At 54.9% G+C, this 24,308-nt stretch carries 25 protein-coding genes and 1 pseudogene; 10 read left to right on the top strand and 16 right to left on the bottom strand.

Features of this window, described 5'->3' with window-relative positions; genetic code table 11:
* Positions 1 to 497: 497 nt before the first annotated feature.
* The gene (locus F0319_RS06795; protein ID WP_149366548.1) at positions 498 to 3,278 is read left to right on the top strand and encodes a flavocytochrome c; all 2,781 of its coding nucleotides are present in this window, start codon (positions 498 to 500) and stop codon (positions 3,276 to 3,278) included.
* A 94-nt stretch (positions 3,279 to 3,372) separates the two neighbouring features.
* The gene (locus F0319_RS06800; protein ID WP_149366549.1) at positions 3,373 to 4,335 is read left to right on the top strand and encodes an FAD:protein FMN transferase; all 963 of its coding nucleotides are present in this window, start codon (positions 3,373 to 3,375) and stop codon (positions 4,333 to 4,335) included.
* On the opposite strand, the gene dcuR is transcribed toward F0319_RS06800, so the two are convergent.
* Both dcuR and F0319_RS06810 read right to left on the bottom strand, forming a co-directional pair.
* The gene (gene dcuR, locus F0319_RS06805; RefSeq protein WP_045908149.1) at positions 4,316 to 5,035 is read right to left on the bottom strand and encodes a two-component system response regulator DcuR; all 720 of its coding nucleotides are present in this window, start codon (positions 5,033 to 5,035) and stop codon (positions 4,316 to 4,318) included. The genes F0319_RS06800 and dcuR overlap by 20 nt on opposite strands.
* Entirely contained in the window at positions 5,032 to 6,648 is a 1,617-nt protein-coding gene (locus F0319_RS06810; RefSeq protein ID WP_115875739.1) for a sensor histidine kinase, read from the bottom strand. The genes dcuR and F0319_RS06810 overlap by 4 nt, the downstream gene beginning before the upstream one ends.
* 164 nt (positions 6,649 to 6,812) lie before the next feature.
* Here F0319_RS06810 and F0319_RS06815 point away from each other — a divergent pair, with 164 nt between their 5' ends.
* Positions 6,813 to 7,676 carry an N-acetylmuramic acid 6-phosphate etherase gene (locus F0319_RS06815; protein ID WP_149366550.1) on the top strand — a complete coding sequence of 288 codons (864 nt, stop codon included), beginning with the start codon at positions 6,813 to 6,815 and terminating at the stop codon, positions 7,674 to 7,676.
* Positions 7,677 to 7,729: 53 nt separating this feature from the next.
* On the opposite strand, the gene ompC is transcribed toward F0319_RS06815, so the two are convergent.
* Positions 7,730 to 8,836, bottom strand: a complete 1,107-nt coding sequence (gene ompC, locus F0319_RS06820) for a porin OmpC (protein WP_149366551.1) — start codon at positions 8,834 to 8,836, stop codon at positions 7,730 to 7,732.
* Positions 8,837 to 9,120: 284 nt separating this feature from the next.
* On the opposite strand from ompC, the gene F0319_RS06825 reads away from it, so the two are divergent.
* From F0319_RS06825 to F0319_RS06835, 3 genes are all read left to right on the top strand, one after another.
* Positions 9,121 to 9,822 (top strand): phosphohydrolase, encoded by a 702-nt coding sequence (locus F0319_RS06825; protein ID WP_111964873.1) that lies wholly within the window; start codon positions 9,121 to 9,123, stop codon positions 9,820 to 9,822.
* Between the two features lie 61 nt (positions 9,823 to 9,883).
* On the top strand, positions 9,884 to 11,299 hold the full coding sequence (locus F0319_RS06830; protein ID WP_149366552.1) for a DNA cytosine methyltransferase: 1,416 nt from the start codon (positions 9,884 to 9,886) through the stop codon (positions 11,297 to 11,299).
* The gene (locus tag F0319_RS06835) at positions 11,280 to 11,771 is read left to right on the top strand and encodes a very short patch repair endonuclease (RefSeq protein WP_111964871.1); all 492 of its coding nucleotides are present in this window, start codon (positions 11,280 to 11,282) and stop codon (positions 11,769 to 11,771) included. The genes F0319_RS06830 and F0319_RS06835 overlap by 20 nt, the downstream gene beginning before the upstream one ends.
* Here F0319_RS06835 and yedA read toward each other — a convergent pair.
* Positions 11,743 to 12,657, bottom strand: coding sequence for a drug/metabolite exporter YedA (gene yedA, locus F0319_RS06840; RefSeq protein ID WP_149366553.1), 915 nt, complete (start codon positions 12,655 to 12,657; stop codon positions 11,743 to 11,745). The genes F0319_RS06835 and yedA overlap by 29 nt on opposite strands.
* Positions 12,658 to 12,835: 178 nt before the next feature.
* On the opposite strand from yedA, the gene F0319_RS06845 reads away from it, so the two are divergent.
* The 3 genes from F0319_RS06845 to dgcQ all read left to right on the top strand — a co-directional run bounded on the left by F0319_RS06845 (position 12,836) and on the right by dgcQ (position 15,782).
* A complete protein-coding gene (locus F0319_RS06845) occupies positions 12,836 to 13,747 on the top strand; it encodes a DUF808 domain-containing protein (RefSeq protein WP_008500306.1) in 912 nt (303 codons plus the stop codon).
* A 78-nt stretch (positions 13,748 to 13,825) separates the two neighbouring features.
* Complete coding sequence (locus F0319_RS06850; RefSeq protein ID WP_008500307.1) at positions 13,826 to 14,008, top strand: YodC family protein; 183 nt, start codon at positions 13,826 to 13,828, stop codon at positions 14,006 to 14,008.
* Between the two features lie 73 nt (positions 14,009 to 14,081).
* Positions 14,082 to 15,782, top strand: coding sequence for a cellulose biosynthesis regulator diguanylate cyclase DgcQ (dgcQ, locus tag F0319_RS06855; RefSeq protein WP_149366554.1), 1,701 nt, complete (start codon positions 14,082 to 14,084; stop codon positions 15,780 to 15,782).
* Here the strand turns inward: dgcQ and F0319_RS06860 are convergent.
* Positions 15,767 to 16,567, bottom strand: a complete 801-nt coding sequence (locus F0319_RS06860; RefSeq protein ID WP_149366555.1) for a mannosyl-3-phosphoglycerate phosphatase-related protein — start codon at positions 16,565 to 16,567, stop codon at positions 15,767 to 15,769. The two genes, dgcQ and F0319_RS06860, sit on opposite strands and share 16 nt — an antisense overlap.
* 301 nt (positions 16,568 to 16,868) lie before the next feature.
* Positions 16,869 to 17,096, bottom strand: a complete 228-nt coding sequence (yodD, locus tag F0319_RS06865) for a YodD family peroxide/acid resistance protein (RefSeq protein WP_008500310.1) — start codon at positions 17,094 to 17,096, stop codon at positions 16,869 to 16,871.
* 136 nt (positions 17,097 to 17,232) lie between these two features.
* On the opposite strand from yodD, the gene dsrB reads away from it, so the two are divergent.
* Complete coding sequence (gene dsrB / locus F0319_RS22240) at positions 17,233 to 17,421, top strand: protein DsrB (protein WP_008500312.1); 189 nt, start codon at positions 17,233 to 17,235, stop codon at positions 17,419 to 17,421.
* Positions 17,422 to 17,522: 101 nt separating this feature from the next.
* Here dsrB and rcsA read toward each other — a convergent pair whose 3' ends face one another.
* The 10 genes and pseudogenes from rcsA to fliJ all read right to left on the bottom strand — a co-directional run bounded on the left by rcsA (position 17,523) and on the right by fliJ (position 24,292).
* Positions 17,523 to 18,146: a transcriptional regulator RcsA gene (gene rcsA, locus F0319_RS06875; RefSeq protein WP_008500313.1), complete on the bottom strand. Its 624-nt coding sequence runs from the start codon at positions 18,144 to 18,146 to the stop codon at positions 17,523 to 17,525.
* Positions 18,147 to 18,433: 287 nt separating this feature from the next.
* Positions 18,434 to 19,226, bottom strand: a pseudogene (fliR, locus tag F0319_RS06880) (flagellar biosynthetic protein FliR); the annotation flags it as partial.
* 7 nt (positions 19,227 to 19,233) lie between these two features.
* Complete coding sequence (fliQ, locus tag F0319_RS06885) at positions 19,234 to 19,503, bottom strand: flagellar biosynthesis protein FliQ (RefSeq protein ID WP_008500315.1); 270 nt, start codon at positions 19,501 to 19,503, stop codon at positions 19,234 to 19,236.
* A 9-nt stretch (positions 19,504 to 19,512) separates the two neighbouring features.
* Positions 19,513 to 20,250 carry a flagellar type III secretion system pore protein FliP gene (gene fliP, locus F0319_RS06890; RefSeq protein ID WP_023619313.1) on the bottom strand — a complete coding sequence of 246 codons (738 nt, stop codon included), beginning with the start codon at positions 20,248 to 20,250 and terminating at the stop codon, positions 19,513 to 19,515.
* Complete coding sequence (gene fliO / locus F0319_RS06895; protein WP_032658659.1) at positions 20,250 to 20,624, bottom strand: flagellar biosynthetic protein FliO; 375 nt, start codon at positions 20,622 to 20,624, stop codon at positions 20,250 to 20,252. Before fliO ends, fliP begins: the two co-directional genes overlap by 1 nt.
* 2 nt (positions 20,625 to 20,626) lie before the next feature.
* Positions 20,627 to 21,040 (bottom strand): flagellar motor switch protein FliN, encoded by a 414-nt coding sequence (fliN, locus tag F0319_RS06900; protein ID WP_008500318.1) that lies wholly within the window; start codon positions 21,038 to 21,040, stop codon positions 20,627 to 20,629.
* Entirely contained in the window at positions 21,037 to 22,041 is a 1,005-nt protein-coding gene (fliM, locus tag F0319_RS06905; protein ID WP_008500320.1) for a flagellar motor switch protein FliM, read from the bottom strand. The genes fliN and fliM overlap by 4 nt, the downstream gene beginning before the upstream one ends.
* Before the next feature lie 4 nt (positions 22,042 to 22,045).
* Positions 22,046 to 22,516, bottom strand: coding sequence for a flagellar basal body-associated protein FliL (fliL, locus tag F0319_RS06910; protein WP_023312306.1), 471 nt, complete (start codon positions 22,514 to 22,516; stop codon positions 22,046 to 22,048).
* 106 nt (positions 22,517 to 22,622) lie between these two features.
* On the bottom strand, positions 22,623 to 23,852 hold the full coding sequence (gene fliK, locus F0319_RS06915) for a flagellar hook length control protein FliK (RefSeq protein WP_149366556.1): 1,230 nt from the start codon (positions 23,850 to 23,852) through the stop codon (positions 22,623 to 22,625).
* The gene (gene fliJ / locus F0319_RS06920; protein WP_023312304.1) at positions 23,849 to 24,292 is read right to left on the bottom strand and encodes a flagellar export protein FliJ; all 444 of its coding nucleotides are present in this window, start codon (positions 24,290 to 24,292) and stop codon (positions 23,849 to 23,851) included. Before fliJ ends, fliK begins: the two co-directional genes overlap by 4 nt.
* Positions 24,293 to 24,308 lie beyond the last annotated feature (16 nt).

Here is a 24,308-nt window from a genome sequence, read left to right on the forward strand (position 1 = left end):
TAGCAATTTAACGCTTTTGTAGATGCGCTAAATTAAAAATTGATGATGTTTTTATATTGCGCCTTTGGATGCCATAACTATTGATCGCGATCAAAAAAACAGAATTGCAGCGTTATTTTTATGCTTTTATTAATAACCACTCAGGCGTATGTGGGTATTACCTGTTTTATTGGTTTGTTTTATCATTTTCGTAACATTTATGCTTTCTTTGTTTTTTTATATTCTTGTTTTTTATGGTTTTGTATGTGATATGGAAATTGGTTTTACCAATTTTTATTTAACGAATTTTAAATTATTGTGAATGACTGAATTACATTCGCTAACACCAATGTGTTATTTGTGTTATTGCGGGGATTAAATAGTTTTTTAACTAACGTAATAACTTTAGAAACTAAAAAAATCATTATATTAATATCATGACATCGGCAAATAACGACGAACTAAAAAATCAATCCGATAACGAATTCTTAATTTTTTAAAAGTTTGGAGTTTCTATTATGAGCACTAACGAACGCATTCTTAGCCCCTTCACATTACCGAATGGCACTGAACTGAAAAACCGTTTGTTAATGGCCCCTATGACCACCTGCACCGGCTATTACGACGGCACCGTTACCAGCGAACTGGTGGAGTACTATCGTGCCCGCTCCGGCAGTATCGGCACCATCATTGTGGAGTGCTGCTTCGTCGACGATCTCGGTCTGGCCTTCCCGGGCGCGATCGGGATTGATAATGACGAGAAAATTGCCGGGCTGGCGAAAATCGCAGAGGCGATTAAATCTAAAGGCTCTAAGGCCCTGCTGCAGATCTACCACGGCGGCCGCATGGTTGACCCGAAACTGATCGGTGGCCGTACGCCGGTTGGCCCAAGCGCTGTTGCCGCGCCGCGTGAGGGCGCAGCAACGCCAGTGGCGCTGACTGGCGAAGAAGTCGAAGGCATGATCGGCAAGTTTGGTGAAGCGGTGCGCCGCGCGATCCAGGCCGGCTTCGACGGCGTGGAAATCCACGGGGCGAATACCTATCTGATTCAGCAGTTCTATTCGCCAAACTCTAACCAGCGTGACGACGAGTGGGGCGGCAGCCGCGATAACCGCGCGAAGTTCCCGCTGGCGGTTCTGGATATCACCCACAAAATGGTGCGCCAGTACGCGGACGACGCCTTTATTATTGGCTACCGCTTCTCTCCTGAAGAGCTTGAAGTGCCGGGCATTCGCTTTGAAGACACCATGTACCTGCTGGAAAAACTGGCGGCTCGCGGCGTGGACTACCTCCACTTCTCCGTCGGCGCGACCCTGCGTCCTTCCATTGTTGACACCCAGGACCCGACGCCGCTTATCGAAAAATACTGCGCGATGCGTTCTGAAACGCTGGCGCAGGTTCCGGTGATGGGCGTGGGCGGCGTAGTGAATGCCGCCGATGCCAATGAAGCGCTTGAACACGGCTACGACCTGATTGCCGTTGGCCGCGCCACCATCGCTTATCCGGACTGGACAGACCGCATCGCGGCCGGGGAAAACCTGGAGCTGTTTATGGACAGCACCCAGCGCGAGGCGCTGAACATTCCTGAGCCGCTGTGGCGCTTCTCGCTGGTGGAAGCGATGATCCGCGACATGAGCATGGGCGAATCGAAATTCAAACCGGGCATGTTTACTGAGAAGGTGCAGGACGACGCTAACGAACTGGTGATTAACGTCAGCCTGGAAACCGACCGCATTGCGGACATCGAGCTGGCCTCCGGCCCGAGCGAAGACGTTGAGTTTGTGACCAGCTTTGAAGAGATCCGTACCCGCATTCTGGATGCCAATACCCCGCACGTGGATGCCATCACCGGCGCAACCAGCCAGAGTGAAGCGGTGAAGAAAGCGGTCTCTAAAGCGATGCTGAAATCCAGCAAAGCGCTGGCAGCGGAAGAGGGCGTTGACCCGAACGAAACCCGCAGCGTGGACGTGGTGGTTGTCGGCAGCGGCGGCGCCGGTCTGGCGGCGGCGATTCAGGCTCACGACGAAGGCGCGAGCGTGCTAATCGTCGAGAAAATGCCAACCATCGGCGGGAACACCATTAAAGCTTCTGCCGGTATGAACGCCGCCGAAACCCGCTTCCAGCGCGTGAAGGGCATTCAGGACAGCAAAGAGCTGTTCTACCAGGAAAGCCTGAAAGGCGGAGGCAACAAGAACAACCCTGAACTGCTGCGCCGCTTCGTCGAGAACGCGCCGCAGGCAATTGAGTGGCTGGCAACCCGCGGCATCATGCTGAACGACATCACCACCACCGGCGGGATGAGCATCGACCGTACTCACCGTCCAAAAGACGGTTCTGCGGTGGGCGGTTACCTGATTAGCGGCCTGGTGCGTAACGTCAACAAACGCAACATCGAGGTAATGCTGGATACCTCCGTCAGCGACATTATCTTCGAAAACGGTGAAGTCACCGGCGTGCGCCTGACCACCGAAGAGAATGAAACCGTCACCGTGGCAGCGAAAAGCGTGATTGTCGCCACAGGCGGCTTCAGCGCCAACAGCCAGATGGTCGTGAAATACCGTCCGGATCTGGAAGGTTTCGTCACCACCAACCACAAAGGGGCGACCGGTGGCGGTATCGCGCTACTGGAGCGCATCGGGGCTGGCACTGTCGATATGGGCGAGATCCAGATCCACCCAACCGTTGAGCAGAAAACCTCGTACCTGATTTCCGAATCCATCCGCGGCGGCGGGGCGATTCTGGTCAATCAGAAAGGGGAACGCTTCTACAACGAAATGTCGACCCGCGATAAAGTCTCGGCGTCAATCATCGCGCTGCCGGAGAAATACGCATACATCGTCTTTGACGAGCATGTTCGCGCCAAAAACAAAGCCGCGGATGAGTACATCGCTAAAGGCTTCGTGACCAGCGCCAGCTCGCCAAAAGCGCTGGCGGAAGCGCTCGGCATGGATTACCACGCTTTCCTGGCGACCCTGGAACGTTACAACGGTTTCGTTGAAAAACAGCACGATGACGACTTTGGACGTACCACCGCGCTGCGTGCGCCAATCAATGAAGGGCCATTCTACGCCATTCAGATTGCGCCGGGCGTGCACCACACCATGGGCGGCGTGACCATCAACACCGAAACCTGCGTGCTGGACAGCAACCACAACGTGCTGCCAGGTGCGTTTGCGGCCGGTGAAGTGGTCGGCGGGATCCACGGCGGCAACCGTATCGGCGGTAACGCAGTGGCAGATATCATCATTTTTGGTACCCTTGCAGGACATCAGGCGGCTCTGCGTTCGAAAAAGATGTAAGGCACCTGCTTCCCAGGCCGGATACGCGCAGCGATATCCGGCATTTTCCCCGGCGGCGCGGAGCTTGCCGGGGCTACTTCTGAGGACTCCTGCCATGCCTGATAGCCATCGCGTTTACAGCTACTCCGCCGTTCTGATGGGCTCGCCCATCCTCCTGAAACTCTTCTCCCATGACGAAGCCCTCGCGTCCCGCGTGTTTCGTCTGATCAAACAGTACGAAGATCTGCTCACCGTTAACCGCGCGCACTCGCAGGTGATGGACATTAACCATGCGGCGGGCCAGCATCCGGTCACCGTCAGTCGGCCGGTGTTTGATCTGATCCGCTGTGCAAAAGCGGCAAGCCTGCTCAAGGACAGCGCCTTTAATCTGGCGATCGGTCCGCTGGTGAAGCGCTGGAAGATTGGCTTTCAGGGGGACAGCGTTCCGCCTGCCGATGAAATCGCGTCGCTGCTGGCGATTACCCGCCCCGAGGATGTTCTCCTTGATGAGGCCAGCAGCAGTGTGTTTCTGACCAGAGCGGGGATGGAGATCGATCTGGGGGCGATTGCCAAAGGCTACATTGCCGACAGGGTGCGGGATTACCTGCATAAAGAGGGCGCTGAGCTGGGGCTGATTAACCTCGGCGGAAACATTCAGACGTTAGGCTCGCCGGAAGGGGGCTGGAGCGTCGGGCTGAAAAAACCGTTCGCCGGTGACGCGCTGATCGGCACTATGACCGTAGAGAACCTGTCCGTCGTGACGTCGGGAACGTACGAGCGCTATTTTGAACAAGACGGCAAACGCTATCACCACATTCTCGATCCGCGCACCGGGTATCCGCTGGATAACGAACTGGACAGCGTGACCATCATTTCAAAAGATTCCATCGACGGCGATATCTGGACCACGCTGATGTACGGCATGGGCGTGGAGAAGGGCCGCGCTGCGCTGCGCGCGCGTCCCGACATAGAAGCGATCTTTGTGACCAAAACAAAAGAAGTGGTGTTCTCTTCAGCACACCACTTCCGCTTTACCCTGCTGGATGATACCTACCGCGTTACTGGCAGTATTGTTTGAGCAGGCCCGTCTGCTCCGGCTGGAGGCGGTAGCGATACACCGGACGCCCGGTGGCGCCGTAGTGAATGCTGGTGAACAGAATGTTGATTTGGGCAAGCCAAATCAGGTATTTGCGACAGGACACGCGGGAGATATTGACCGCATTTGCCAGGTCATCGGTAGAAAACTCCGTCTCCGGATGAGCGTCAATCCACTGGCAAATCGTGCGCAGCGTTTGCGGCGTTAATCCCTTCGGCAGCTTTTTGCTGTCCGCCAGTTCCGGTGCCCCGCCGTGGATCAGCCGGTCGACGTCGGCCTGCTCGTAATACTGGTGCGAACCCATCAGGCTATGCTTTGCCTTCCAGCCGTTCAGCGCCTCTTCAAAGCGCGGGAACTGGAAAGGCTTGATCAAATAATCCACCACGCCGTAGTGAATGGAGGTCTGGATCGTGGCGGCGTCGGCGGCCGAGGTGATCATGATCACGTCGATTGGGCGGCCGGATGCGCGAATGACGGGCAGCAGATCCAGCCCGTTATCCTGCTGCATATAGACATCCAGCAGCACCAGATCGACAGGATGGCTGGGGTCATTAATGATGGCCTCGGCCTGGTTTAGCGTGGAGGCGACGCCACAGCAGGTAAAGCCTTCAACACGGTTGACGTACAGACGGTTGAGGTCGGCCACCATGGCGTCATCATCGACAATTAACACATTTATCACGCGATTTTCCTCTCGCTATCCCAGGGGATGTGAACAAAAAATTGGGTAAATACGCCGGGCTCAGACTCGACGGAGATATCGCCGCCGAGGTTCTGAATCTGCTGGCGAGCAAGGAACAGCCCAACGCCGCGGTTTTCACCTTTTGTTGAGAAGCCCTTTGTAAAAATAGACTCCAGCTGAGTGGGATCAATGCCGGGGCCATCGTCGCTGACTTCACAGCTGAGCCAGCCGTTCTGGTAATGAAGTAGCAGGCCGATCTCGCCCTCCTGCTGTCCTTCCATCGCGTCGAGCGCGTTTTCAATGAGGTTGCCCAGCGCGGTGATCAGCACCGCGACCTGCTCTTCACTTGCGGTATCCGGTATCTGGCTTTCATCCGCCAGCGTCAGGGTGACGCCCGCTTCTTTCGCCCGGTTGATTTTACCCAGCAGGAACCCGGCAACCACCGGGGATTTTACCTTGCTCTGTATCGTACCGATATCCGTCTGGTAATGATGTGCCGTCTGGAGAATGTACTCTTCCAGCTTGTCATAGCGCTTAATATTCAGCAGGCCGAGTATCACATGCAGTTTATTCATAAACTCGTGGGTGTGGGCGCGCAGGGCATCGACGTAGTTAACCATGCCGTCCAGACGCTGCATCAGCTGGCTGATTTCCGTTTTATCACGAAAGGTGGTGATGGCGCCGATCACCCGATCCTGACTTTTCACGGGGACCATGTTGCACAGCAATAGCCTACCGTTGCAGCTGATCTCCTGATCCTGGCGCGCAACGCCCGTCTTCGAGACGTCACGCAGGCTGGCCAGCAGGGGCGCGCTGGCGTTTTCGGTCTGCTTGCCGGAGGGGAGAAGCAATATTTCTCTGGCGGTCTGGTTGATCATCGTCACGCGCCCGTGAATATCGACGGCCAGAACCCCTTCGCGAAGCGACTGCAGCATCGCCTGGCGCTGTTCGAAAAGGGCGGAAATTTCATAGGGTTCGAGTCCGAACAGGATGCGTTTCAGTACCCGCACCAGACCCCAAATTGCCATCGAACTCATAAAAATACTGAATAAAATGGTCCAGACGGCGTTTAGCCGCCCGCGGGCAATCTGCTCTTCAACCTTATTCAGGGAGATACCGACCACCACCACGCCGATCTGCTCGTGCTGGCCGTCGTAGACGGGCGTAAAAACGCGCAGCGCTTCGGCGAGCGCGCCCCGGTTAACCGATACGTTCTCTTTGCCTTCCAGCGCAGGGGTTAAATCATCGCCGATAAAATGCAGCCCCAGCAGCGCCTCGTTCGGGTGTGAATAGCGGATCCCGCGCATATCGGTGACCACGGTGAACAGCAGATCGTTTCGCTTCGTCACCGCCTGGGCGATAGGCTGAATAATATTCTCCTGCGGTGCCTGCATCAGGCCGCGCTGTATCTCGGGGCTGTCGGCGAGGGTGCGGGCAATGCCGAGCGCAGTATCTTTAACATCATCGCGGGTCGCCCGGGTGATTTGTACGGAGTAGAGCGCAAAGACCACCAGCAGCACAGAGGCAATAATCGCGCACACCATCAGCGTGACCAGCGTATTGAGTTTCATGGGGCGCTTGCGCGTCGGAAGGAAAGGCTGCAAATCGCTCATCAACACTCCGCGATGATTAAGAAAGGGGTAATTATCGCCTATGACGCGCTTTTCTTAAAGCCATGTAAAGGCGTGGATTTGGTCCTCTTTTCGTGACTCTCCTCGCAGGTCATCTATATAAAACACTTTATAGTGTATGGGTACTCATAATAAGGAGGCTGTTTATGAGCGTTATGCTTACCGGTTCGGTCAGGGAAAGACGGCACGCCAGCACGATGAATATTGATAGATTGTCCACGCTGGACATGCTGAATGTCATTCACCAGGATGATGCACTCATTTCTGCTGCCATTACCCCCTGTTTAGATACTATTGCACGCGTGGTGGACAACGCCGCCGCGGCGCTCAGCCACGGTGGTCGCCTGGTCATCGTTGGCGCGGGGCCGTCTGGGCGCGTTGCGCAACAGGTTACCGATGAGTATGCGCCGGGCCAAACCCCGGTGATTGCCGTTACGGCACAGGAAGGGGAAGGGAGCTACGAGCGCGGCGTTGCCGATCTGCAGGCCATTAAGTTTGGTGAACACGATATGATGCTGGCCGTGACCGTCAGCGGAAAAACGCCGTGGGTCTGGGGGGCAATGCGCCATGCATGGTCGCTGGGTTCGCCGGTGGCCATCATTACCGGCGATGCGCAAAGTGAAGCCGCGCATCTGGCGAGCATGGTTATCGCTCCGGAGCTGGGTGCGGATGTTGTCGCAGGCTATATCAACACCAAAGCGGGGATCGCGCAGAAAATGATCCTCTCAATGATCGCTACAGGGCTGGCCGTTCGGACCGGACGGGTTTATAGCAACCTGCGCGTGGATCTTGAGGCAAGCAACACCAAATGGGCCGAACGCCAAATCGCCATCGTGATGGAAGCGGGGGGATGCTCCCGGGCTGAAGCAAAAGCCGCGCTGGAGAGCTGTAACCATCACTGTAAAACGGCGGTATTGATGGTGCTCACAGGGCTGGATGCGTGGAAGGCCCATGAACTGCTGGCGCAGAATAACGGGTTTATTCGGGTGGCGCTGCAGGAAGCGCCATAATAAAAATGAAGAAATAAAAAAGGCCGCAATTGCGGCCTTTGGTATTTTGGGGATTAGAACTGATAAACAAGACCGACTGCTACGATGTCATCGGTGCTGATGCCATTCGCGTTGTAGAAATTGTCATCTTCATCCAGCAGGTTGATTTTGTAGTCAACATAGGTGGACATATTTTTGTTGAAATAATAGGTCGCACCCACGTCAGCATATTTCACCAGATCTTTATCACTTCCGTAGAAGGAATTCAGATCCTTACCTTTAGACATCAGGAAAGAGACCGCAGGGCGCAGGCCGAAATCAAACTGATACTGCGCTGTCACTTCAAAGTTCTGAGTTTTATTAGCAACGCCGAAGTCACCGTAAGGCGTCATATTGCGGGTTTCTGCATACATGGTTGCCAGATAGATATCGTTGGCATCGTATTTCAAGCCAACAGTCCAGACGTCAGCCTTGTCACCACCGGCTGTTGTTTTGGTAACCTGGTCGTTGGTACGGTCAGATGAAGCATATGCCGCGGCGGCGTTGAATCCCATACCGAAATCGTAGGAGGTTGAAATACCCCAACCGTCTCCGTTTTCTTTGCGGATATCACGGCCATTGTTGGTACCTTCCTGATCGTTAGAGGCGCTTTCGTTATTGCCTTGATACTGAATAGCGAAATCCAGGCCCTGAGCCAGACCAAAGAAATCATTATTACGGTAGGTTGCAACACCGTTTGTACGGCCGGTCATAAAGTTATCGGTATAGCTATAGGAATCTCCGCCGAACTCAGGCAGCATATCGGTCCAGCCTTCAACATCGTAAACCACGCCGTAGTTACGACCGTAGTCGAATGAACCGTATTCACCAAATTTCAGACCAGCGAAGCCAAGGCGTGTCCATGACTGATTGCCTGATTTCTCAGTTTTGTTAGCCTTAATATTATATTCCCACTGGCCATAGCCGCTAAGCAGGTCGTTGATCTGCGTTTCGCCTTTGAAGCCCAGACGAACGTAGCTTACGTCGCCATCTGAACCCGTGTCGTCAGAGAAATAATGCAGACCATCTACTTTACCGTACAGGTCGAGTTTATTGCCATTGCTGTTGTAAATTTCAGCCGCGTTTACTAAGCCTGCCATTAATAACGCGGGTGCAAGAATTGCCAAAACTTTTCTTTTCATTATATATTCCCTTAAAGGATAAATTATATGAATATATGTAACCACCCTCCGTGGTTACTGGGTTGATACTATTTCAATAGATGTAATTTAGTTTCAGAAATAAGTGTAATTAAATTATTTGTAATATTTCCAAATGTTTCTATAAGTCTCTTTATTTTTCTCGTGAATTAATTCATTGAATTTATATGGTGTAATTATTATTAAGTATTTCGTGGTTCTATTTTTAGATTGGTTTAATTCGGCTGTGTTATAATTCATCCTCTTTTAAACAACAGGACATGACGATGGAACTTGCCCGGTGGCAGCAACGATTTGAGCACTGGCTCGAGGAGAATCACAGCACCGACGATACCGCACATGATATTTCGCATTTTCGTCGGGTCTGGATGACGGCGCAAAAAATCATGGTTCACCACATGGTCGAGCCGCTGGTGATTCTGGCCGCATGCTATTTTCACGATATTGTCAGCCTGCCGAAAAACCATCCTGAACGCAGCCAGTCGTCACGGCTCGCGGCGCTTAAGACGAGCGACATTCTGCGCCGCGACTTCCCTGACTTTCCGCCAGAGCATATTGCCGCCGTCGGGCACGCGATTGAGGCGCACAGCTTCAGCGCCGGGATTGCGCCGCAGAGTATGGAGGCCAAAATTGTGCAGGATGCAGACCGGCTGGAAGCGTTAGGCGCTATCGGCCTGGCGCGCGTTTTTGCCGTCTCGGGCGCGCTGGGCGTGTCGCTTTTTGATGCTAACGATCCCTTTGCCGATGCGCGTCCCCTCGACGACCGTGCGTTTGCCCTCGACCATTTTCAGACCAAGCTGCTGCGATTGCCTGATACAATGCAAACGGACATGGGCCGCGAACTGGCACGTCACAATGCCGATTTCCTGATCCAGTTTATGGCGAAACTCAGCGCCGAATTACACGGCGACTGCCTCGGGCTGGATAGCCAGGTGCTGGGCCGCTTCCGTCGCAGTTTGCGCAACTGAACTGTGGTAATCTGTTCCCAGTCTTTATTCTCCGGTTAAAAGAATGCAGGAAAATCGATCAGTGACAGAGCCCGCGCCCGCGCAGGCTGAGAAATCAACGGCAACGGTGCAGGCCTTACTGCGTCAGCTGTTGGATATCTATGATGCTAAAACGCTGGCCAGTTTGCTGATGGCGCACGGCGAGAGCCACTGGAGCCCGGCGATCCTTAAACGCCTGCTGACCAGCGAGCGAGCAGGGCGTCGCCTGAGTGAAGGCGAGTATCGTTATCTGCAAAACCTGCTTCCGCGACCTTCTGCCGCGCACCCGAACTATGCCTTCCGCTTTATCGATCTTTTTGCCGGTATCGGCGGCATCCGGCACGGTTTTGAAGCCATCGGCGGACAGTGCGTGTTTACCAGCGAGTGGAACAAACATGCCGTACGCACCTACAAGGCTAACTGGTACTGCGATCCGAACGAGCATCATTTCAACGCGGATATCCGCGATGTGACCCTGAGCCATAAAAGCGGCGTGAGCGATGAACAGGCCGCCGAGCACATTCGTCAGACGATCCCGGCGCATGACGTGCTGCTGGCAGGCTTCCCTTGTCAGCCCTTCTCGCTGGCGGGTGTCTCCAAAAAGAATGCCCTTGGACGCGCCCACGGTTTCGCCTGCGATACGCAGGGAACGCTTTTTTTTGATGTGGCGCGCATCATTGACGCTCGCCGCCCGCCCATCTTTGTGCTGGAAAACGTCAAAAACTTAAAAAGCCACGACGGCGGGAAAACCTTCCGCATTATCATGCAAACCCTGGATGAGCTGGGTTATGACGTGGCCGATTCACAGGACATGGGGGCGGACGATCCTAAAATTATTGATGGGAAACATTTCCTGCCCCAGCATCGCGAACGTATCGTGCTGGTGGGCTTCCGACGCGATCTCAATCTGAAAGGCGATTTTACCCTGCGGGATATTCCCTCTCTGTATCCCGAGCGGCGTCCCACCGTGGCGGACCTACTGGAACCGGTCGTCGACGCGAAATTTATCCTGACTCCGGTGCTGTGGAAATACCTCTACCGCTATGCCAAGAAGCACCAGGCGAAAGGCAACGGCTTCGGCTTTGGGATGGTAAACCCTAACGATCCGCACAGCGTCACCCGCACGCTGTCTGCTCGCTACTACAAAGACGGCGCGGAAATCCTGATCGACAGAGGCTGGGACAAAGCGCTGGGTGAAAAAGATTTCGACGATCCGCACAACCAGCGTCACCGTCCGCGACGCTTAACGCCGCGGGAATGCGCCCGGTTGATGGGTTTTGAAACGCCGCAAGGCTACGGTTTCCGCATTCCGGTTTCGGATACCCAGGCGTACCGGCAGTTTGGTAACTCGGTGGTGGTGCCCGCGTTTGCGGCGGTCGCAAAGCTGCTGGCCTCGCGCATCAGACAGGCGGTGGCGCTCCGCCAGAGTGAGGCCGTCAATGACGGACGTTCACGATAAGGCGACGCGCAGTAAAAACATGCGTGCCATCGGCACGCGTGACACCGCGATTGAAAAGCGCCTGGCCGCGCTGCTGACGCAGGCGGGGTTTGACTTCCGCGTCCAGGATCCCGCCCTGGCGGGGCGTCCCGATTTCGTCATCGACGCCTGGCAGTGCATCATCTTTACTCACGGCTGTTTCTGGCACCATCACGACTGCTACCTGTTTAAAGTCCCCGCGACGCGCACCGATTTCTGGCTGGATAAGATTGCTAAAAACGTCGAGCGCGACGAGCGGGACCTCTCGACGCTTATTGAGCAGGGCTGGCGGGTGCTGATTGTCTGGGAGTGTGCGCTGAGAGGCAGATTAAAGCTGAATGATACCGATCTGACCGAACGGCTTGAAGAGTGGATCTGCGGCGGCGGCCAGACCGCGCAGATCGACACGCAGGGCATTCACCTGCTTACGATTTCTCCGCCTCGCAAGGCGTGACCACCGGTTTTGCCGGCAGCAAATATTTGCCCAGCGTGACCAGCACGACGGCAAACACAATGATCCCTAATGCAATCCATTCCACTGGAGAGAGCGTTTCTCCCCCCAGTCCTGTCCCGAGCAGCACGGCCACGACCGGGTTGACGTAAGCGTAGCTGGTGGCGACAGCCGGAGAGACATTGCGGATCAGGAACATATAGGCGTTAATGGCGATGATAGAGCCGAACAGCGCCAGGTAGCCTACCGCCAGCAAGCCCGACAGCGGCGGCAGGGTTGTCAGCTTTTCTCCCGTAAGCATGGAGGCGAGCAGCAGTACAATCCCGGCGGCAAGCATCTCGATTGCGCCCGCCATCATGCCGGTAGGCAGTTCGATACGCGAACCGTACACGGAACCAAACGCCCAGCTCATCGAGCCAATCAGGATGATGACTGCACCCCACGGATTCCCGCTCAGGTTACCGCCGCTATTCAGCAGAATGATGCCAGCAAGGCCAATCCCAATACCCAGCCACTCCAGCTTGCGGGTGCGGATACCAAAGAGGCGGCTGAAGCACAGGGTAAACAGCGGTACGGTGGCAACGACCACGGCGGCGATCCCGGACGGTACGTTCTGGTGCTCGGCAATCGTCACAAATCCGTTCCCCACAGCCAGCAGCAGCAGGCCGATCAGGGCGGCATTCAGCATCGGACGCAGCGGGGGAAGCTTATGCCCGCGCAGCAGCAGGAAGGCCAGCAGCAGGATGCCCGCCGAGAGGAAGCGAATGCCCGCCATCATCAATGGCGGCCAGCTTTCCACGCCGATGCGAATGACAAAGTAGGTTGACCCCCAGATGATGTACAGCGAAAAGAGTGCCCCGATGAGCGGTAGCAATTGCCGGAAACGCATAATCCCTCACGACGAAATAAAAAGTTCGCTGATAGTAAACGCGAAAACTATCTCGCTGGCGAGCCCTTTAATTGTGTGGCAGATGTGAATTTTTTGTTGACGTAAGGTGCCTGTTTCCGGGTTGGCGCTTTTGCTCCATACTATTCACTTAATTACCAAAAAATGAAGGATTAAGATTTTGGCAGGAAGTAGCTTATTAACATTGCTGGATGATATTGCCACCTTACTGGACGACATTTCAGTGATGGGGAAACTGGCGGCGAAAAAAACCGCAGGCGTGCTGGGCGATGATTTATCGTTGAACGCCCAGCAGGTGAGTGGGGTGAGGGCAAACCGTGAACTGCCGGTGGTGTGGGGCGTGGCGAAAGGCTCTTTCCTGAATAAGGTGATCCTGGTGCCGCTGGCGCTACTGATCAGCGCCTTTATCCCCTGGGCCATCACGCCGTTACTGATGATTGGTGGGGCATTTCTCTGCTTCGAGGGTGTGGAGAAGGTGCTCCACTCCTTTAGCGCGCGCAAGCAGAGCGATACGCCGGAGGTGCGCCAGCAGCGTCTTGAAGCGCTGGCCGCTCAGGATCCGAAAACCTTCGAGCGTGATAAGGTCAAAGGCGCCATTCGGACCGACTTTATCCTGTCTGCGGAAATCGTCGCGATTACGCTGGGGATTGTCTCTGACGCGCCGCTTCTGAACCAGGTGCTGATCCTCTCCGGCATTGCGATTCTGGTCACCGTGGGCGTGTACGGTCTGGTGGGACTGATCGTCAAGCTGGACGATATTGGCTACTGGCTGGAAGAAAAGTCGAGCGCGGTAGCAAGAGGCATCGGCAAAAGCCTGCTGGTGCTGGCGCCCTGGCTGATGAAGAGTTTGTCTGTGGTGGGCACGCTGGCGATGTTCCTCGTAGGCGGCGGAATTGTGGTTCACGGCATCGCGCCGCTGCACCATGCCATCGAACATTTCTCCTCCACGCAGGGGGCCGTTATCGCGGCGATTCTACCCACCCTGCTGAATCTGGTGCTGGGCTTTATCATTGGCGCTATCGTCGTTGCGGCGGTGAAGCTGGTTGAGAAAATTCGCGGCACGTCGCACTAATTGTTACCCGCGGCAGGATGCAAAAAGACCATTCCTCGTCTAAATTGAAACAGTTTCACCCTGATACAGGAGGCAGGTATGGTCTTTTTGGTCAGTGATGAAGTTAAGCCTAAAAAGGGCGGCCCACGTATGATCGTCACCGGGTATTCCAGCGGAATGGTGGAATGCCGGTGGCACGATGGCTATAGCATCAAGCGGGAAGCATTTCGTGAAGATGAGCTTCAGCCGGGTGACGGGCAGCACAAGCGGGACAAGGCTTAATCACATAACGCCCGGCTTTGCCGGGCGTTTTTATCTCTGGTACTGGGTGTTAGGTAGCGATCATGGAGTGTGTGTGCAGCGCGATACCTTTGTTGTAAGACAATCTTTTTTGCAATGGCTGCATAAGCGTAGCAATCCGGGGCGGATTGTTAATCTCTGTTTTCTGATCGTTCTGGTATTTTCCACTCTACTTACCTGGCGTGAGGTGGTGGTGCTGGAAGAGGCATACATCTCCAGCCAGCGCAATCATCTGGATACGGTGGCCAGCTCTCTGGACAGGCAGTTACAGAACAGCATCGACAGGCTGCTGTTATTTCGCCAGGGCATGCATGATGCAATCGAGACGCCGCTGGCCTTTGAAGTCTTACAGGATGCGGTGTCACGCTTCAATACCGTCCGCATGCTCTCCACCTGGCAGCTTGCCGTTGATAAAAAACGTACCCTTCCCATTAACGGGGTCTCGGACGCCTTTGTCGAAAAAACCACGCTTCTCAATCGGGACGCTGAACGCATAAGCCATGAAATTTCTGCCGCGCTCGAAGTGGGCTATTTGCTCAGACTGGCGTCGTCGAGAGCGCAAACGGAAGCGCGAGTGATCTACGTCTCCCGCGCCGGATTTTTCCTTTCCACGGATACGCCGGATCGGGCGGGTGATATTACCGCCCGCTATTATAATCTGGTCACGCAGTCCTGGTTTACCCAGCAGTCAGAACGTAACAACCGCGCCCGCGCCGTGCGCTGGTTTATCTCCACGCCTTCATCCTGGACCGGGGATGAACGAACGATCACCGCCAGCGTCCCCATCTATTTCGATCGTTACTGGTACGGCGTCGTGGCGATGGACTTTACATTGAGCACGATGCAGCGTCTGCTGGCCGATGCGACGGAAGACCGAACGGAGGGAGAGTATCAGCTGTACGATACCCGGCTAAATATGATCGCCACCTCAGCCCATGCGGGAAGCCCGGTTAACCATTTTGACGAACGCGAAGCGGCGCAGATTGCCCAGGCGATTGAGCATGATACCGGCGGCGGTATCCGCCTCGGGAGCCGGTTTATTACCTGGGAGCGGCTCGATCACTTCGATGGCGTCGTCCTGCGGATCCACACTCTGCATGAAGGGGTACAGGACGACTTCGGTAGCATCAGTATCGTACTGGCGCTGCTGTGGGCGCTCTTTACCGCCATGCTGTTGATCTCGTGGCTGGTGATCCGCCGGATGGTGAGTAACATGTATACGCTTCAGCACTCCCTCCAGTGGCAGGCCTGGCACGATCCGCTTACGCGGTTGAATAATCGCGGCGCGCTGTTCGACCGCGCAAAAATGCTGGCAGAAACCTGCCGCCAGCAGTCGCTGCCGTTCTCGGTGATTCAGATCGATCTCGACCATTTTAAAAACATCAACGACCGGTTCGGCCATCAGGCCGGTGATAAGGTGCTCTCCCACACGGCAGGACTGATTGCCAGCGCGTTACGCAAGAATGATGTGGCAGGGCGTGTAGGCGGAGAAGAGTTTTGCGTCGTCCTGCCGGGGATTGGTCTGGAGGAGGCGAGAGGCGTCGCGGATCGCATTCGTTGCCGAATCAACAATAAGGAGATCCTGGTGAAGAAGAGCACGACCCTGCGTATCAGCGCGTCACTGGGGGTCAGCAGCGCGGATGAAGCGGGTAACTATGATTTTGAGCAGCTGCAATCCGTGGCGGACGTCCGGCTCTATGAGGCCAAGCAGAGCGGGCGTAACCGGGTCGTGTGGCGAGATCAGGACAGGAAGTGATTCAGCCCCTCCCGCCAGCCTGCCGGGCCGGGCTGTTGGGTGTGATAAACGCGGGCAGGGTTATCATCCCGTAGCGTGATGCCCTGGCGGTTAATCCCCTTGATGACCACCGCGAAGTCAACGCTGTCGAGCAGCGGCGCATCGTTAGGGCCGTCGCCGAGCCCCAGCGTGGTGGGCTCGATCTCGTCCTGCTCGCGATACTGTTCAATCAGCCAGTTCACCGCTACGTCTTTGCCGCAGCGGGCGTCCAGAATATGCCAGAACCGCGCACCCTGCAGGCATTTCAGGCCGATATTCGCCAGTTCCTCTTCAAACTGAACCATTTTCTCGTCGGTATCGCGCCAGATGAGCGTGACGGACGCTTCATGCTTGCGGGCAAGCGCCGAACGGTAGCGCGTCAGCCCGGTCCACTCGCTGATAACATGCTCATCCACATCGTCAAAGGTGGTGAATTTAGAGCACGTCTGCAGACGAATCTGCTCGATCCGAGGACGAATATCCCGGTGCGTCATCCCTCTGGTCTGGCGCTGAACCTTATCCCAGCGCACGTCAGGCTGAATCACCGCGCCGTTCTCGGCAATAAAAGGCAAGCCTTCAAGCCCAAGATCCTGCTGGATATCCAGCATCTCTGCCGCGGTCTTGCTGCTGCAGAGAATGACCGGAATCTGATTATTCAGCAGTTTGTCCAGCCAGGGCATGGCGGGTTGCCACTCATAGGTATGAATATCCAGCAACGAGCCGTCCAGGTCAGAAAAAATCAGCAAGTTATCCCGCAGTGAAGGCATAGTGGCTCCCGGTAACGGCTGTGCCCTTATCTAAGAAAATTCCTAAAAAATAACCGAATTGTTAACAGGAGAAATGAGAGTATTCCCTGGCAAACCCGCATTCGGCGTATGTTATTGCTCATTGCGAAAAGCATTATGTTAAAAATATTATATTCATCATAAGAATATATGCTTGTCAGACAAATTCGTTGGGGATAGTGTGGCTTGTACATCAGATTTCCTGGTGTAACGAATTTTCAAGTGCTTCTTGCATAAGCAAGTTTTGATCCCGGTCATCCCCATGACCGGGATTTTTTTCGCCCTAACGATTGGCTTCAGACACGCTAAAGTCGTGAATATCGAGCTCGAAGGCCTCCGCCAGCTCACGATAGGTGTGATAATCCCTTCCGTTGACAATGACGCGGTCCGAATTGTCGTCCGACCGGCGGACTTCTGACTCACTGATCTCATTGATGGCGGCCAGCAGGGCATCGACATCCACCTCGACTTCGCGCTTGATGGTGTCGCTGTACTCTTTATCGGTCTTCATTGCGGGACTCCTCTTTCAACCTGCAAACGTGTCCAAGGTTAAGTATAGCCTGTGTATAAAAACGCCATTCACGCCGGGCGGCGATGTGCGTTTTTGCGTTTTGTTCTACACTGGCTCAAAACCAGAGGAGGAATGTATGAAGGTCAACGATCGGGTAACCGTTAAAACGGACGGTGGGCCGCGCCGCCCGGGTGTGGTGCTGGCAATTGAAGAGTTTAGTGAAGGGACAATGTACCTGGTATCACTGGAAGACTACCCGCTCGGCATTTGGTTTTTTAACGAACTGGGGCATCCTGACGGTATCTTTGTTGAGAAAGCAGACTAACACGGCGTCGGGTAGCGCATTGCGGCCCGACATCCTCTGCAGAAGCAAAAATCTCTGGCCAGGCCAGAGATCAAAGGTAGGGTGCACAGGGTCTTAAGCGACTAACGCATGTTGACGAAAATCCCGTTCGTCACATTATCGGTCAGGCGTACCACATGGTAGATCACTTGCTTATTATGCGTTTTAATTTTCCGTTTAATATTTCCTTTGTGTGACGAAACGGTTTTCGCTTTAATATTCATCTGGTCGGAGATCTGAATAGTTCCTTGTCCCGCCATCCACATTCGCAGCATACTTGATTCAGTCCTGCTTAATGATAGGGTGGGTAAGTTAACCGCTCCTACATTTTTAACTTCTTTATTCAAATAATCACCCAAAATGTCATCCAGCGACTCGGGTTTAATCGATTTAGAACTGATCAATAAATTTTTACGGACCAACAAATACTCATCGAAATGGATATTCGCGATCGCCATAAAAACAATAAACAGGGTTTTTGGATGCTGATTAATGATTTGCTTAATGTGCTGACTGTTGGCTGGATCGTGAATGAAACAGTCCTCATTAATAAACACCACGCCTGGTTTTAGTTCGTCACAAGCGGCTGCGAGTTCGTCAACGGTGTGTGCATCGTTGATGTCTCTCTTTCTTACCCCTCTGCTTGCCAGGTACCCGGTTAACCCTAGCCGGGTGTAGCTGCATAAATCCATAATGATCGTTGACATGGCATACCCTCACTCAATGCGTAACGATAATTCACCATCTGCCTGAGAGCTCAAAACAGCCATACGGGATGGAAAAAAATAATAAACCTGTGAGCATGACAAAGACTTTCAGGCGGACTCACTATCCCGTAAAGTTACGTATAATTTGCCAGGAATCTTCTTAAAGTAAAGTAAATATTAAGTATTGTGAGGTGGTTAGAAACAATTAAACCGCGTCAGATATATCCTGGAAGATGTTTTTCGCATTTTATTTTAGGAATATCCTCAGAAAGACAATAGCAACAGTGAGGGCTATTATTTACGTGGCAGCTCGCTGACAATATCCGCTAACAGGTTGAATATCTCGCCGAATAAATGTTCACAGAAGGGAGCGATCAGTGGCATCAGTAATGACATTAATAAAATTCCGACCGTCAGCGTCAGCGGAAAACCAATGACAAACACCGAAAGCTGCGGCGCCATTCGGTTGAGTAAACCTAAAGCCAGGTTGACGGTCAGCAGCAGGGTGATGATGGGTAACGCCAGCATCAGCCCGTTCAGGAAGATCAGCCCCGCCGCTCGGGTGAGCGCCAGGAAAGCGTTGCTGTTCACCGGGTTTTCGCCAATCGGCAGGGTATGGAACGTGTCCACCAGCATGGAGATAAGCCACAGATGGCCGTTGAACGACAGGAACAGCAGCATGGCGAGCAGATCGATAATGCGCGCCAGCACGGGCATGTTGAGATGACTGCCGGGATCGACAAACGTGGCAAAAGATAACCCCATCTGCAGGCCAATCAGTTCCCCCGCGGTACGCACGGCGGCAAAAGCGAGCTGCATGGTAAAGCCGACGGCGACGCCAATCATCACCTGCTGCAAGGCCACCCACACCGCATTCGCCGAGAAGATCGGAATATCCACGGGGGGCAGAGAGGGCGCGACGATAATGGAGATAATAATCCCCAGTCCCACCTTGACGCGTTTGGGTATCGATTTCTCGCTGAGAATAGGGGCGGTGGAGATCAGCGCCATGATGCGCAGCATCGGCCAGAAGTAGACGCCGAGCCACTGAACCCACTGGTCGCTGGTGAAGTGCAGCATCGTCAGGTCAGCCGATGATGTACGGCAGGTTGGTAAACAGGTTGCGCATATAGTCCAGCAACAGGTTCAGCATCCACGGCCCGGCTACGATGATCGCCACGAACACGGCGATGATTTTCGGGATGAATGACAGCGTCATTTCGTTTATCTGGGTGGCGGCCTGCAGAATACTGATAATCAGACCGGTAACCAGCGCGACAAGCAGCAGCGGAGCGGCAACGGCAATCGCGATTTTCATCGCCTCCGTGCCCATCATCATGACCGATTCGGGTGTCATTGCCGTTCCTTAACTGTAGAAACTCTGCGCCAGCGAGCTGACCAGCAGCTGCCAGCCGTCGACCAGTACAAAGAGCATGATCTTAAAGGGCAGGGCAATGGTCGCGGGCGGCACCATCATCATCCCGAGCGCCATCAGGACGCTGGCGATCACGAGATCGATAATCAGGAACGGAATAAAAATGGTAAAGCCAATCTGGAACGCGGTTTTCAGCTCGCTGGTAACATAGGCGGGCAGCAGAATACGCATTGGCACCGCTTCCGGTCCCTGCAGCTCGCCGGTGTTGGACAGGCGGGCGAAAAGGGCCAGGTCGGCTTCGCGCGTCTGGCGCAGCATAAATTCCCGCAGCGGCTGTGCGCCTTTGTCGAGCGCCTCCTGCATGGAGATTTTGTCTTCGCTGAACGGCTGATAGGCGTCGGTATAAATCTTATCGATCACCGGCGACATAATGAAAAAGGTCAAAAACAGCGCCAGCCCGAGCAGAACCTGGTTTGGCGGAGCGGAAGGGGTGCCCAGCGCGTTTCGCAGCAGACCGAAAACGATGATGATGCGGGTGAAGCTGGTCATCATCAGCAGGATGGCCGGAATAAACGTCAGCGAGGTGATGAACACCAGCGTCTGAACGGGAAGTGACCAGCTTTGTCCGCCGCCCGCGAGAGGGGTTGAGACCAGACCGGGCAGCTGTGCATAGACCGCGGGAGCAAACAGGGCAACGCCCGCAAGCGTCAGGGATAACAAACGGCGCATCAGGATCTCCCGGAACGCTTAAGCAAACTCTTCATGACGGACTGAAAATCCGCAGGGGCCTCTGCGCGCTCGTCCACCACAACAGGGGCGGGCGGCAGCTTGTGTAATACGCTGATGTTTGAGGCCGTTACGCCCAGAACCAGACGCGCATCGTCCACCTCGACGATGACCACGCGTTCGCGTGGACCCAGGGTGGTGCTGGCGCTGACCTTCAGGCCGCGGGCACCGGCGGTTTTACCCGCCAGGCCAAAGCGTTTTGCCAGCCAGGCGGCGATAAGAATAAAGGCAATAATACCGAACAACGCCCCGCTCACCTGGAGCAGAGGTGAGCCGGGAACGGCAGAAGGCTGTGATATTGTTGCCTGGGTTTTCATGCTTAACGGCTCAGACGACGCATACGTTCAGACGGGGTAATGATGTCGGTGATGCGTACGCCGTATTTATCGGCAACCACTACGACTTCACCCTGGGCAATCAGATAGCCGTTGATCAGGATATCCAGCGGCTCACCGGCCAGACCGTCAAGGGCCACCACGGAACCCTGCGTCAGGCGCAGCAGCTCTTTAATGGTCATACGGGTGCGTCCCAGCTCAACGGTCAGCTTAACCGGGATATCCATGATCAGGTCGATGTCCTGCAGCGTGCCGCTGACGTCACCGCCGCCGAGCTGCTGGAATACGGCATCCGCTGCGCTTTTGGCCGGGGTCGCTTTTTGCTCGTTTAACGCGTCAGCCCACAGATCGTCCAGTGCTCCGCTGTTTTCATCGGACGGATTGTTCATGTCACTCATTTGGGCTGTTCCTCATTCAGCGAATTCAAAATCGGGTTGATCAAGTGCTCAACGCGTAACGCATACTGACCGTTAATCGTGCCGTACTGGCTTGTCAGCACGGGGACACCATCCACATGGGCAATAATGCGGTCGGGTTTTTCTATCGGCAAAACATCGCCGGGTTGTAATTTCAGGATCTGAGATAACCGCAGCGGGATATCGGCGAAGCTCGCCACCAGTTCAAGCTGCGAATGCTGGACCTGGCGGACCAGGTTTTCACGCCAGTTCTGGTCTTCGTTGCGGGAGTTCTCCAGCGGCGGGTTAACCAGCAGCTCGCGCAGCGGTTCGATCATGCTGAACGGCAGGCAGATGTTGAACTCGCCGGTCAGGTTACCGATCTCCACGTGGAACGGCGTGTTAACAACGATATCGTTCGGGGAGGTGGTGATATTGGTAAATTTCACCTGCATCTCAGAACGGACGTACTCCACTTCCAGCGGGTTAATCGCTTTCCACGCGTCGCTGTATGATTCCAGCGCCAGCTTCAGCATGCGGTTAATGACGCGCTGTTCGGTGTGGGTGAATTCACGACCTTCTACTTTGGTCGGGAAACGCCCGTCGCCGCCGAACAGGTTATCCACCGCGATGAACACCAGGCTTGGCGAAAACACCACCAGACCGGTGCCGCGCAGCGGCTTCAGATGAATCAGGTTAAGGTTGGTTGGCACCGGCAGGTTGCGGGCAAACTCATGGTAAGGCTGAATGCGGATCGCACCGACCGTAATATCCGGGCTACGACGCAGCAGGTTAAACAGCCCCATACGGAACTGACGTGCAAAACGTTCGTTAATGATCTCCAGCGCCTGCAGACGTTCACGTACCACGCGACGCTGGGTATTCGGGTCATAGGGACGAATATCGCTATCGCCGCCAATACCCGGTTGCGGATCATCACTTTTATCGCTGTCGCCGTTGAGCAGCGCATCGATTTCTGCCTGAGAAAGAATACTGTCGCCCATGTCGTTACCGCAGAATGAATGCTGTATACAGAACGTCAGTGACTTCCTGCTTAGGTTGGCCGTTTACCAGCGGGGTCGCCAGCGTTTGTTTAATAGCGTCGACCAGCTTTTGCTTACCCACATCGGTGGCCAGCGCCGAAGCGTCCTGACGAGAGAACAGCAGCAACAGACGACTACGCACTTCAGGAAGGTAATCGTTCAGACGTGAACGGGTGGCTTCATCTTTCAGGCGCAGCGTAATGCCAACATAAAGCACACGATCCGCATCACCGAGATTGACGGTGAAGGTATCCAGCGGGAAGAACACTGGAGCCGGCGGAGGAGGTGCTTCAGCTTTGGCCGCAGCGGTGGTCGGTTCCTGCTGCATACGCCAGTAACTATAGCCCGCGGTAGCGCAGGCGGCGAGCGTGATCAACACCAGCAGCGGGATCCAGATGGAACGCTTACTTTTTTTGGTGATAGCGGAGTCAGTCATCTGATACGAGCTTCCTGTTTCGGTACAGCTTAATAAGGTGATTATCCCGTGTCCTGCTGTCGTCAAAGCGTGGAAAAGACGGGGATAATCACGCTACCTCTGGCGTTTAGGCGAAGATGTCTACGGCACTGTTACCACGCGCTGCGGACTGCAGGGCGGAAGGAACAGGCAGCAACTCATCGCTCTCTTCATTAAAACCGCCGGTATTGCCGGAACGCGAAGCCTGGTGCTGCTGCTGGGATGAGGACTGCTGCTGCCCGGCGAAGCTCTCGCTGCTGACGCTGCTCTGTGCAAGCTGAATGCCGTTTTCCGCCAGTGAGGTCCGCAGTACCGGCAGCGCGGCTTCCAGCGCTGCACGAACATGGCTGTGCGCAGAGACCATCTGCAGCTGGGCCTGGTTGTCATCCAGCTTAAGTGAAATTTGCACCTGACCCAGATCTTCCGGGTGCAGGCGCAGCTCTGCCGTCTGCTGGCCCTGCTTAGTGAACAGGGTGATGTGCTGGCTCAGAGACTGCTGCCACTCGTGGGTTCCCAGAGGCTGGCTTAACACCGGCGCGGTGGCAACGGTAGCGGCCGTCTGGCTGGTCGCATGGCTGGACATAATCGGTGCCAGGGTGGCCGTTGGAGATGATGAAGACGAACTGGCGAGCTCCTGCTTCTCTGCTGCTGCGGCCACGGCCGGTGTAGCAGGCACGTTGCCCGACAGAGCGGGTTCGTTGGTTTTCGCCTGGCTCTGATAAGGCGTAGAACTCTGCGCTTTATCGTGGCTTCCCGCGGACGCGTTCAGGGACGGCTGGCCCACGCCGTTTTGCGAAAGCGTCGCGGAACTCAGCGTTGAGGTGGCGGAAACGCCCTCACTGCCTGCCGCGCGAGAAGCGGTAGTTTGCTGGTGAGGCAGCATCGCCATCAGGGCGCTTAATCCGGCCAGTTCTGCTTCGCTCAGCTCGCTTTTACCGTCATCTTTGCTGTTCGCCGCATTGAGCGTCTTCAGCGCGTCGCCCTTAGACAGCGGCACCAGCCCCGAAACCAGCGTATCAAGCGACGTGACGGGCGACGTTTCATCGCCATTGAGCGCCGTCTGGCGCGAGAGCAGGTCGGCAATTTTGGCCTGCAGGGTGGTATCACCTTTTGCGTCCTGGGCCACTTTTGACAGTTTACTGCCGGCGGCTTTCAGGTCAGCCAGGGTCAGCGGCGCATCTTTGCCCTTGCCCGTTGCGTCCGACAGGGCGCCCGCCAGCAGAGAGAGAAAGTCCTGAGCACCGTCGGTGCCTTTCCCTGTTTGCGTGCCGCCTGACAGGTCGCTGTCGCTCATCAGCAGTTGTTGCAGTGTGATCATTCCGGTTTCCTCATTGATGCGCGCTGGGCAAACTCATCCATTTTCTTCTGATCCAGACGGTTTTCCGCCAGGGTCGTTGCCGCGATCTGTCGGTCCTGTAAAGTCTGCCAGGCCTGCAGCCGCTGCTTCTTCTCGCGCCAGAAATTCAGCGCGGTATCGACTTTCTGGGTCCACTGGTTAAGCTGCTGGCGATGCTGATCTATCGCCTTCTCCAGCGTCTGGATAAACTGCTGATAGTTAATCCAGCGCTGGCTTCCAATGCCCTGTGTCATATCGGTATTGAGGTTGGTGCGATATTCATGCTGATAGTCGATTAACATCTTCAACTGTTCTTCAGCCTGCTGGCACCCGCGTCGCATTGCGCCAAGCTGCAATGCGGCATCATCAACTTCTTTCTCAGCCAGATCTTTCAGCGTTGATAACGCGCTGTTTTGCGCCATGACCTTCGCCCTCCAC

It is taken from the genome of Enterobacter vonholyi (assembly GCF_008364555.1).
GTDB classification, from domain to species: Bacteria; Pseudomonadota; Gammaproteobacteria; order Enterobacterales; family Enterobacteriaceae; genus Enterobacter; species Enterobacter vonholyi.

What these genes read in the sequence shown, in the direction of transcription:
- fliM (WP_008500320.1), bottom strand. Translation starts at nt 22,041, where the DNA reads ATGGGCGACAGTATTCTTTCTCAGGCAGAAATCGATGCGCTGCTCAAC.
- F0319_RS06835 (WP_111964871.1), top strand. Translation starts at nt 11,280, where the DNA reads ATGACGGACGTTCACGATAAGGCGACGCGCAGTAAAAACATGCGTGCC.
- fliN (WP_008500318.1), bottom strand. Translation starts at nt 21,040, where the DNA reads ATGAGTGACATGAACAATCCGTCCGATGAAAACAGCGGAGCACTGGAC.
- fliL (WP_023312306.1), bottom strand. Translation starts at nt 22,516, where the DNA reads ATGACTGACTCCGCTATCACCAAAAAAAGTAAGCGTTCCATCTGGATC.
- F0319_RS06810 (WP_115875739.1), bottom strand. Translation starts at nt 6,648, where the DNA reads ATGAGCGATTTGCAGCCTTTCCTTCCGACGCGCAAGCGCCCCATGAAA.
- F0319_RS06825 (WP_111964873.1), top strand. Translation starts at nt 9,121, where the DNA reads ATGGAACTTGCCCGGTGGCAGCAACGATTTGAGCACTGGCTCGAGGAG.
- fliK (WP_149366556.1), bottom strand. Translation starts at nt 23,852, where the DNA reads ATGATCACACTGCAACAACTGCTGATGAGCGACAGCGACCTGTCAGGC.
- yodD (WP_008500310.1), bottom strand. Translation starts at nt 17,096, where the DNA reads ATGAAGACCGATAAAGAGTACAGCGACACCATCAAGCGCGAAGTCGAG.
- F0319_RS06850 (WP_008500307.1), top strand. Translation starts at nt 13,826, where the DNA reads ATGGTCTTTTTGGTCAGTGATGAAGTTAAGCCTAAAAAGGGCGGCCCA.
- yedA (WP_149366553.1), bottom strand. Translation starts at nt 12,657, where the DNA reads ATGCGTTTCCGGCAATTGCTACCGCTCATCGGGGCACTCTTTTCGCTG.
- fliP (WP_023619313.1), bottom strand. Translation starts at nt 20,250, where the DNA reads ATGCGCCGTTTGTTATCCCTGACGCTTGCGGGCGTTGCCCTGTTTGCT.
- fliQ (WP_008500315.1), bottom strand. Translation starts at nt 19,503, where the DNA reads ATGACACCCGAATCGGTCATGATGATGGGCACGGAGGCGATGAAAATC.
- F0319_RS06815 (WP_149366550.1), top strand. Translation starts at nt 6,813, where the DNA reads ATGAGCGTTATGCTTACCGGTTCGGTCAGGGAAAGACGGCACGCCAGC.
- dsrB (WP_008500312.1), top strand. Translation starts at nt 17,233, where the DNA reads ATGAAGGTCAACGATCGGGTAACCGTTAAAACGGACGGTGGGCCGCGC.
- fliJ (WP_023312304.1), bottom strand. Translation starts at nt 24,292, where the DNA reads ATGGCGCAAAACAGCGCGTTATCAACGCTGAAAGATCTGGCTGAGAAA.
- F0319_RS06800 (WP_149366549.1), top strand. Translation starts at nt 3,373, where the DNA reads ATGCCTGATAGCCATCGCGTTTACAGCTACTCCGCCGTTCTGATGGGC.
- F0319_RS06860 (WP_149366555.1), bottom strand. Translation starts at nt 16,567, where the DNA reads ATGCCTTCACTGCGGGATAACTTGCTGATTTTTTCTGACCTGGACGGC.
- fliO (WP_032658659.1), bottom strand. Translation starts at nt 20,624, where the DNA reads ATGAAAACCCAGGCAACAATATCACAGCCTTCTGCCGTTCCCGGCTCA.
- ompC (WP_149366551.1), bottom strand. Translation starts at nt 8,836, where the DNA reads ATGAAAAGAAAAGTTTTGGCAATTCTTGCACCCGCGTTATTAATGGCA.
- F0319_RS06795 (WP_149366548.1), top strand. Translation starts at nt 498, where the DNA reads ATGAGCACTAACGAACGCATTCTTAGCCCCTTCACATTACCGAATGGC.
- rcsA (WP_008500313.1), bottom strand. Translation starts at nt 18,146, where the DNA reads ATGTCAACGATCATTATGGATTTATGCAGCTACACCCGGCTAGGGTTA.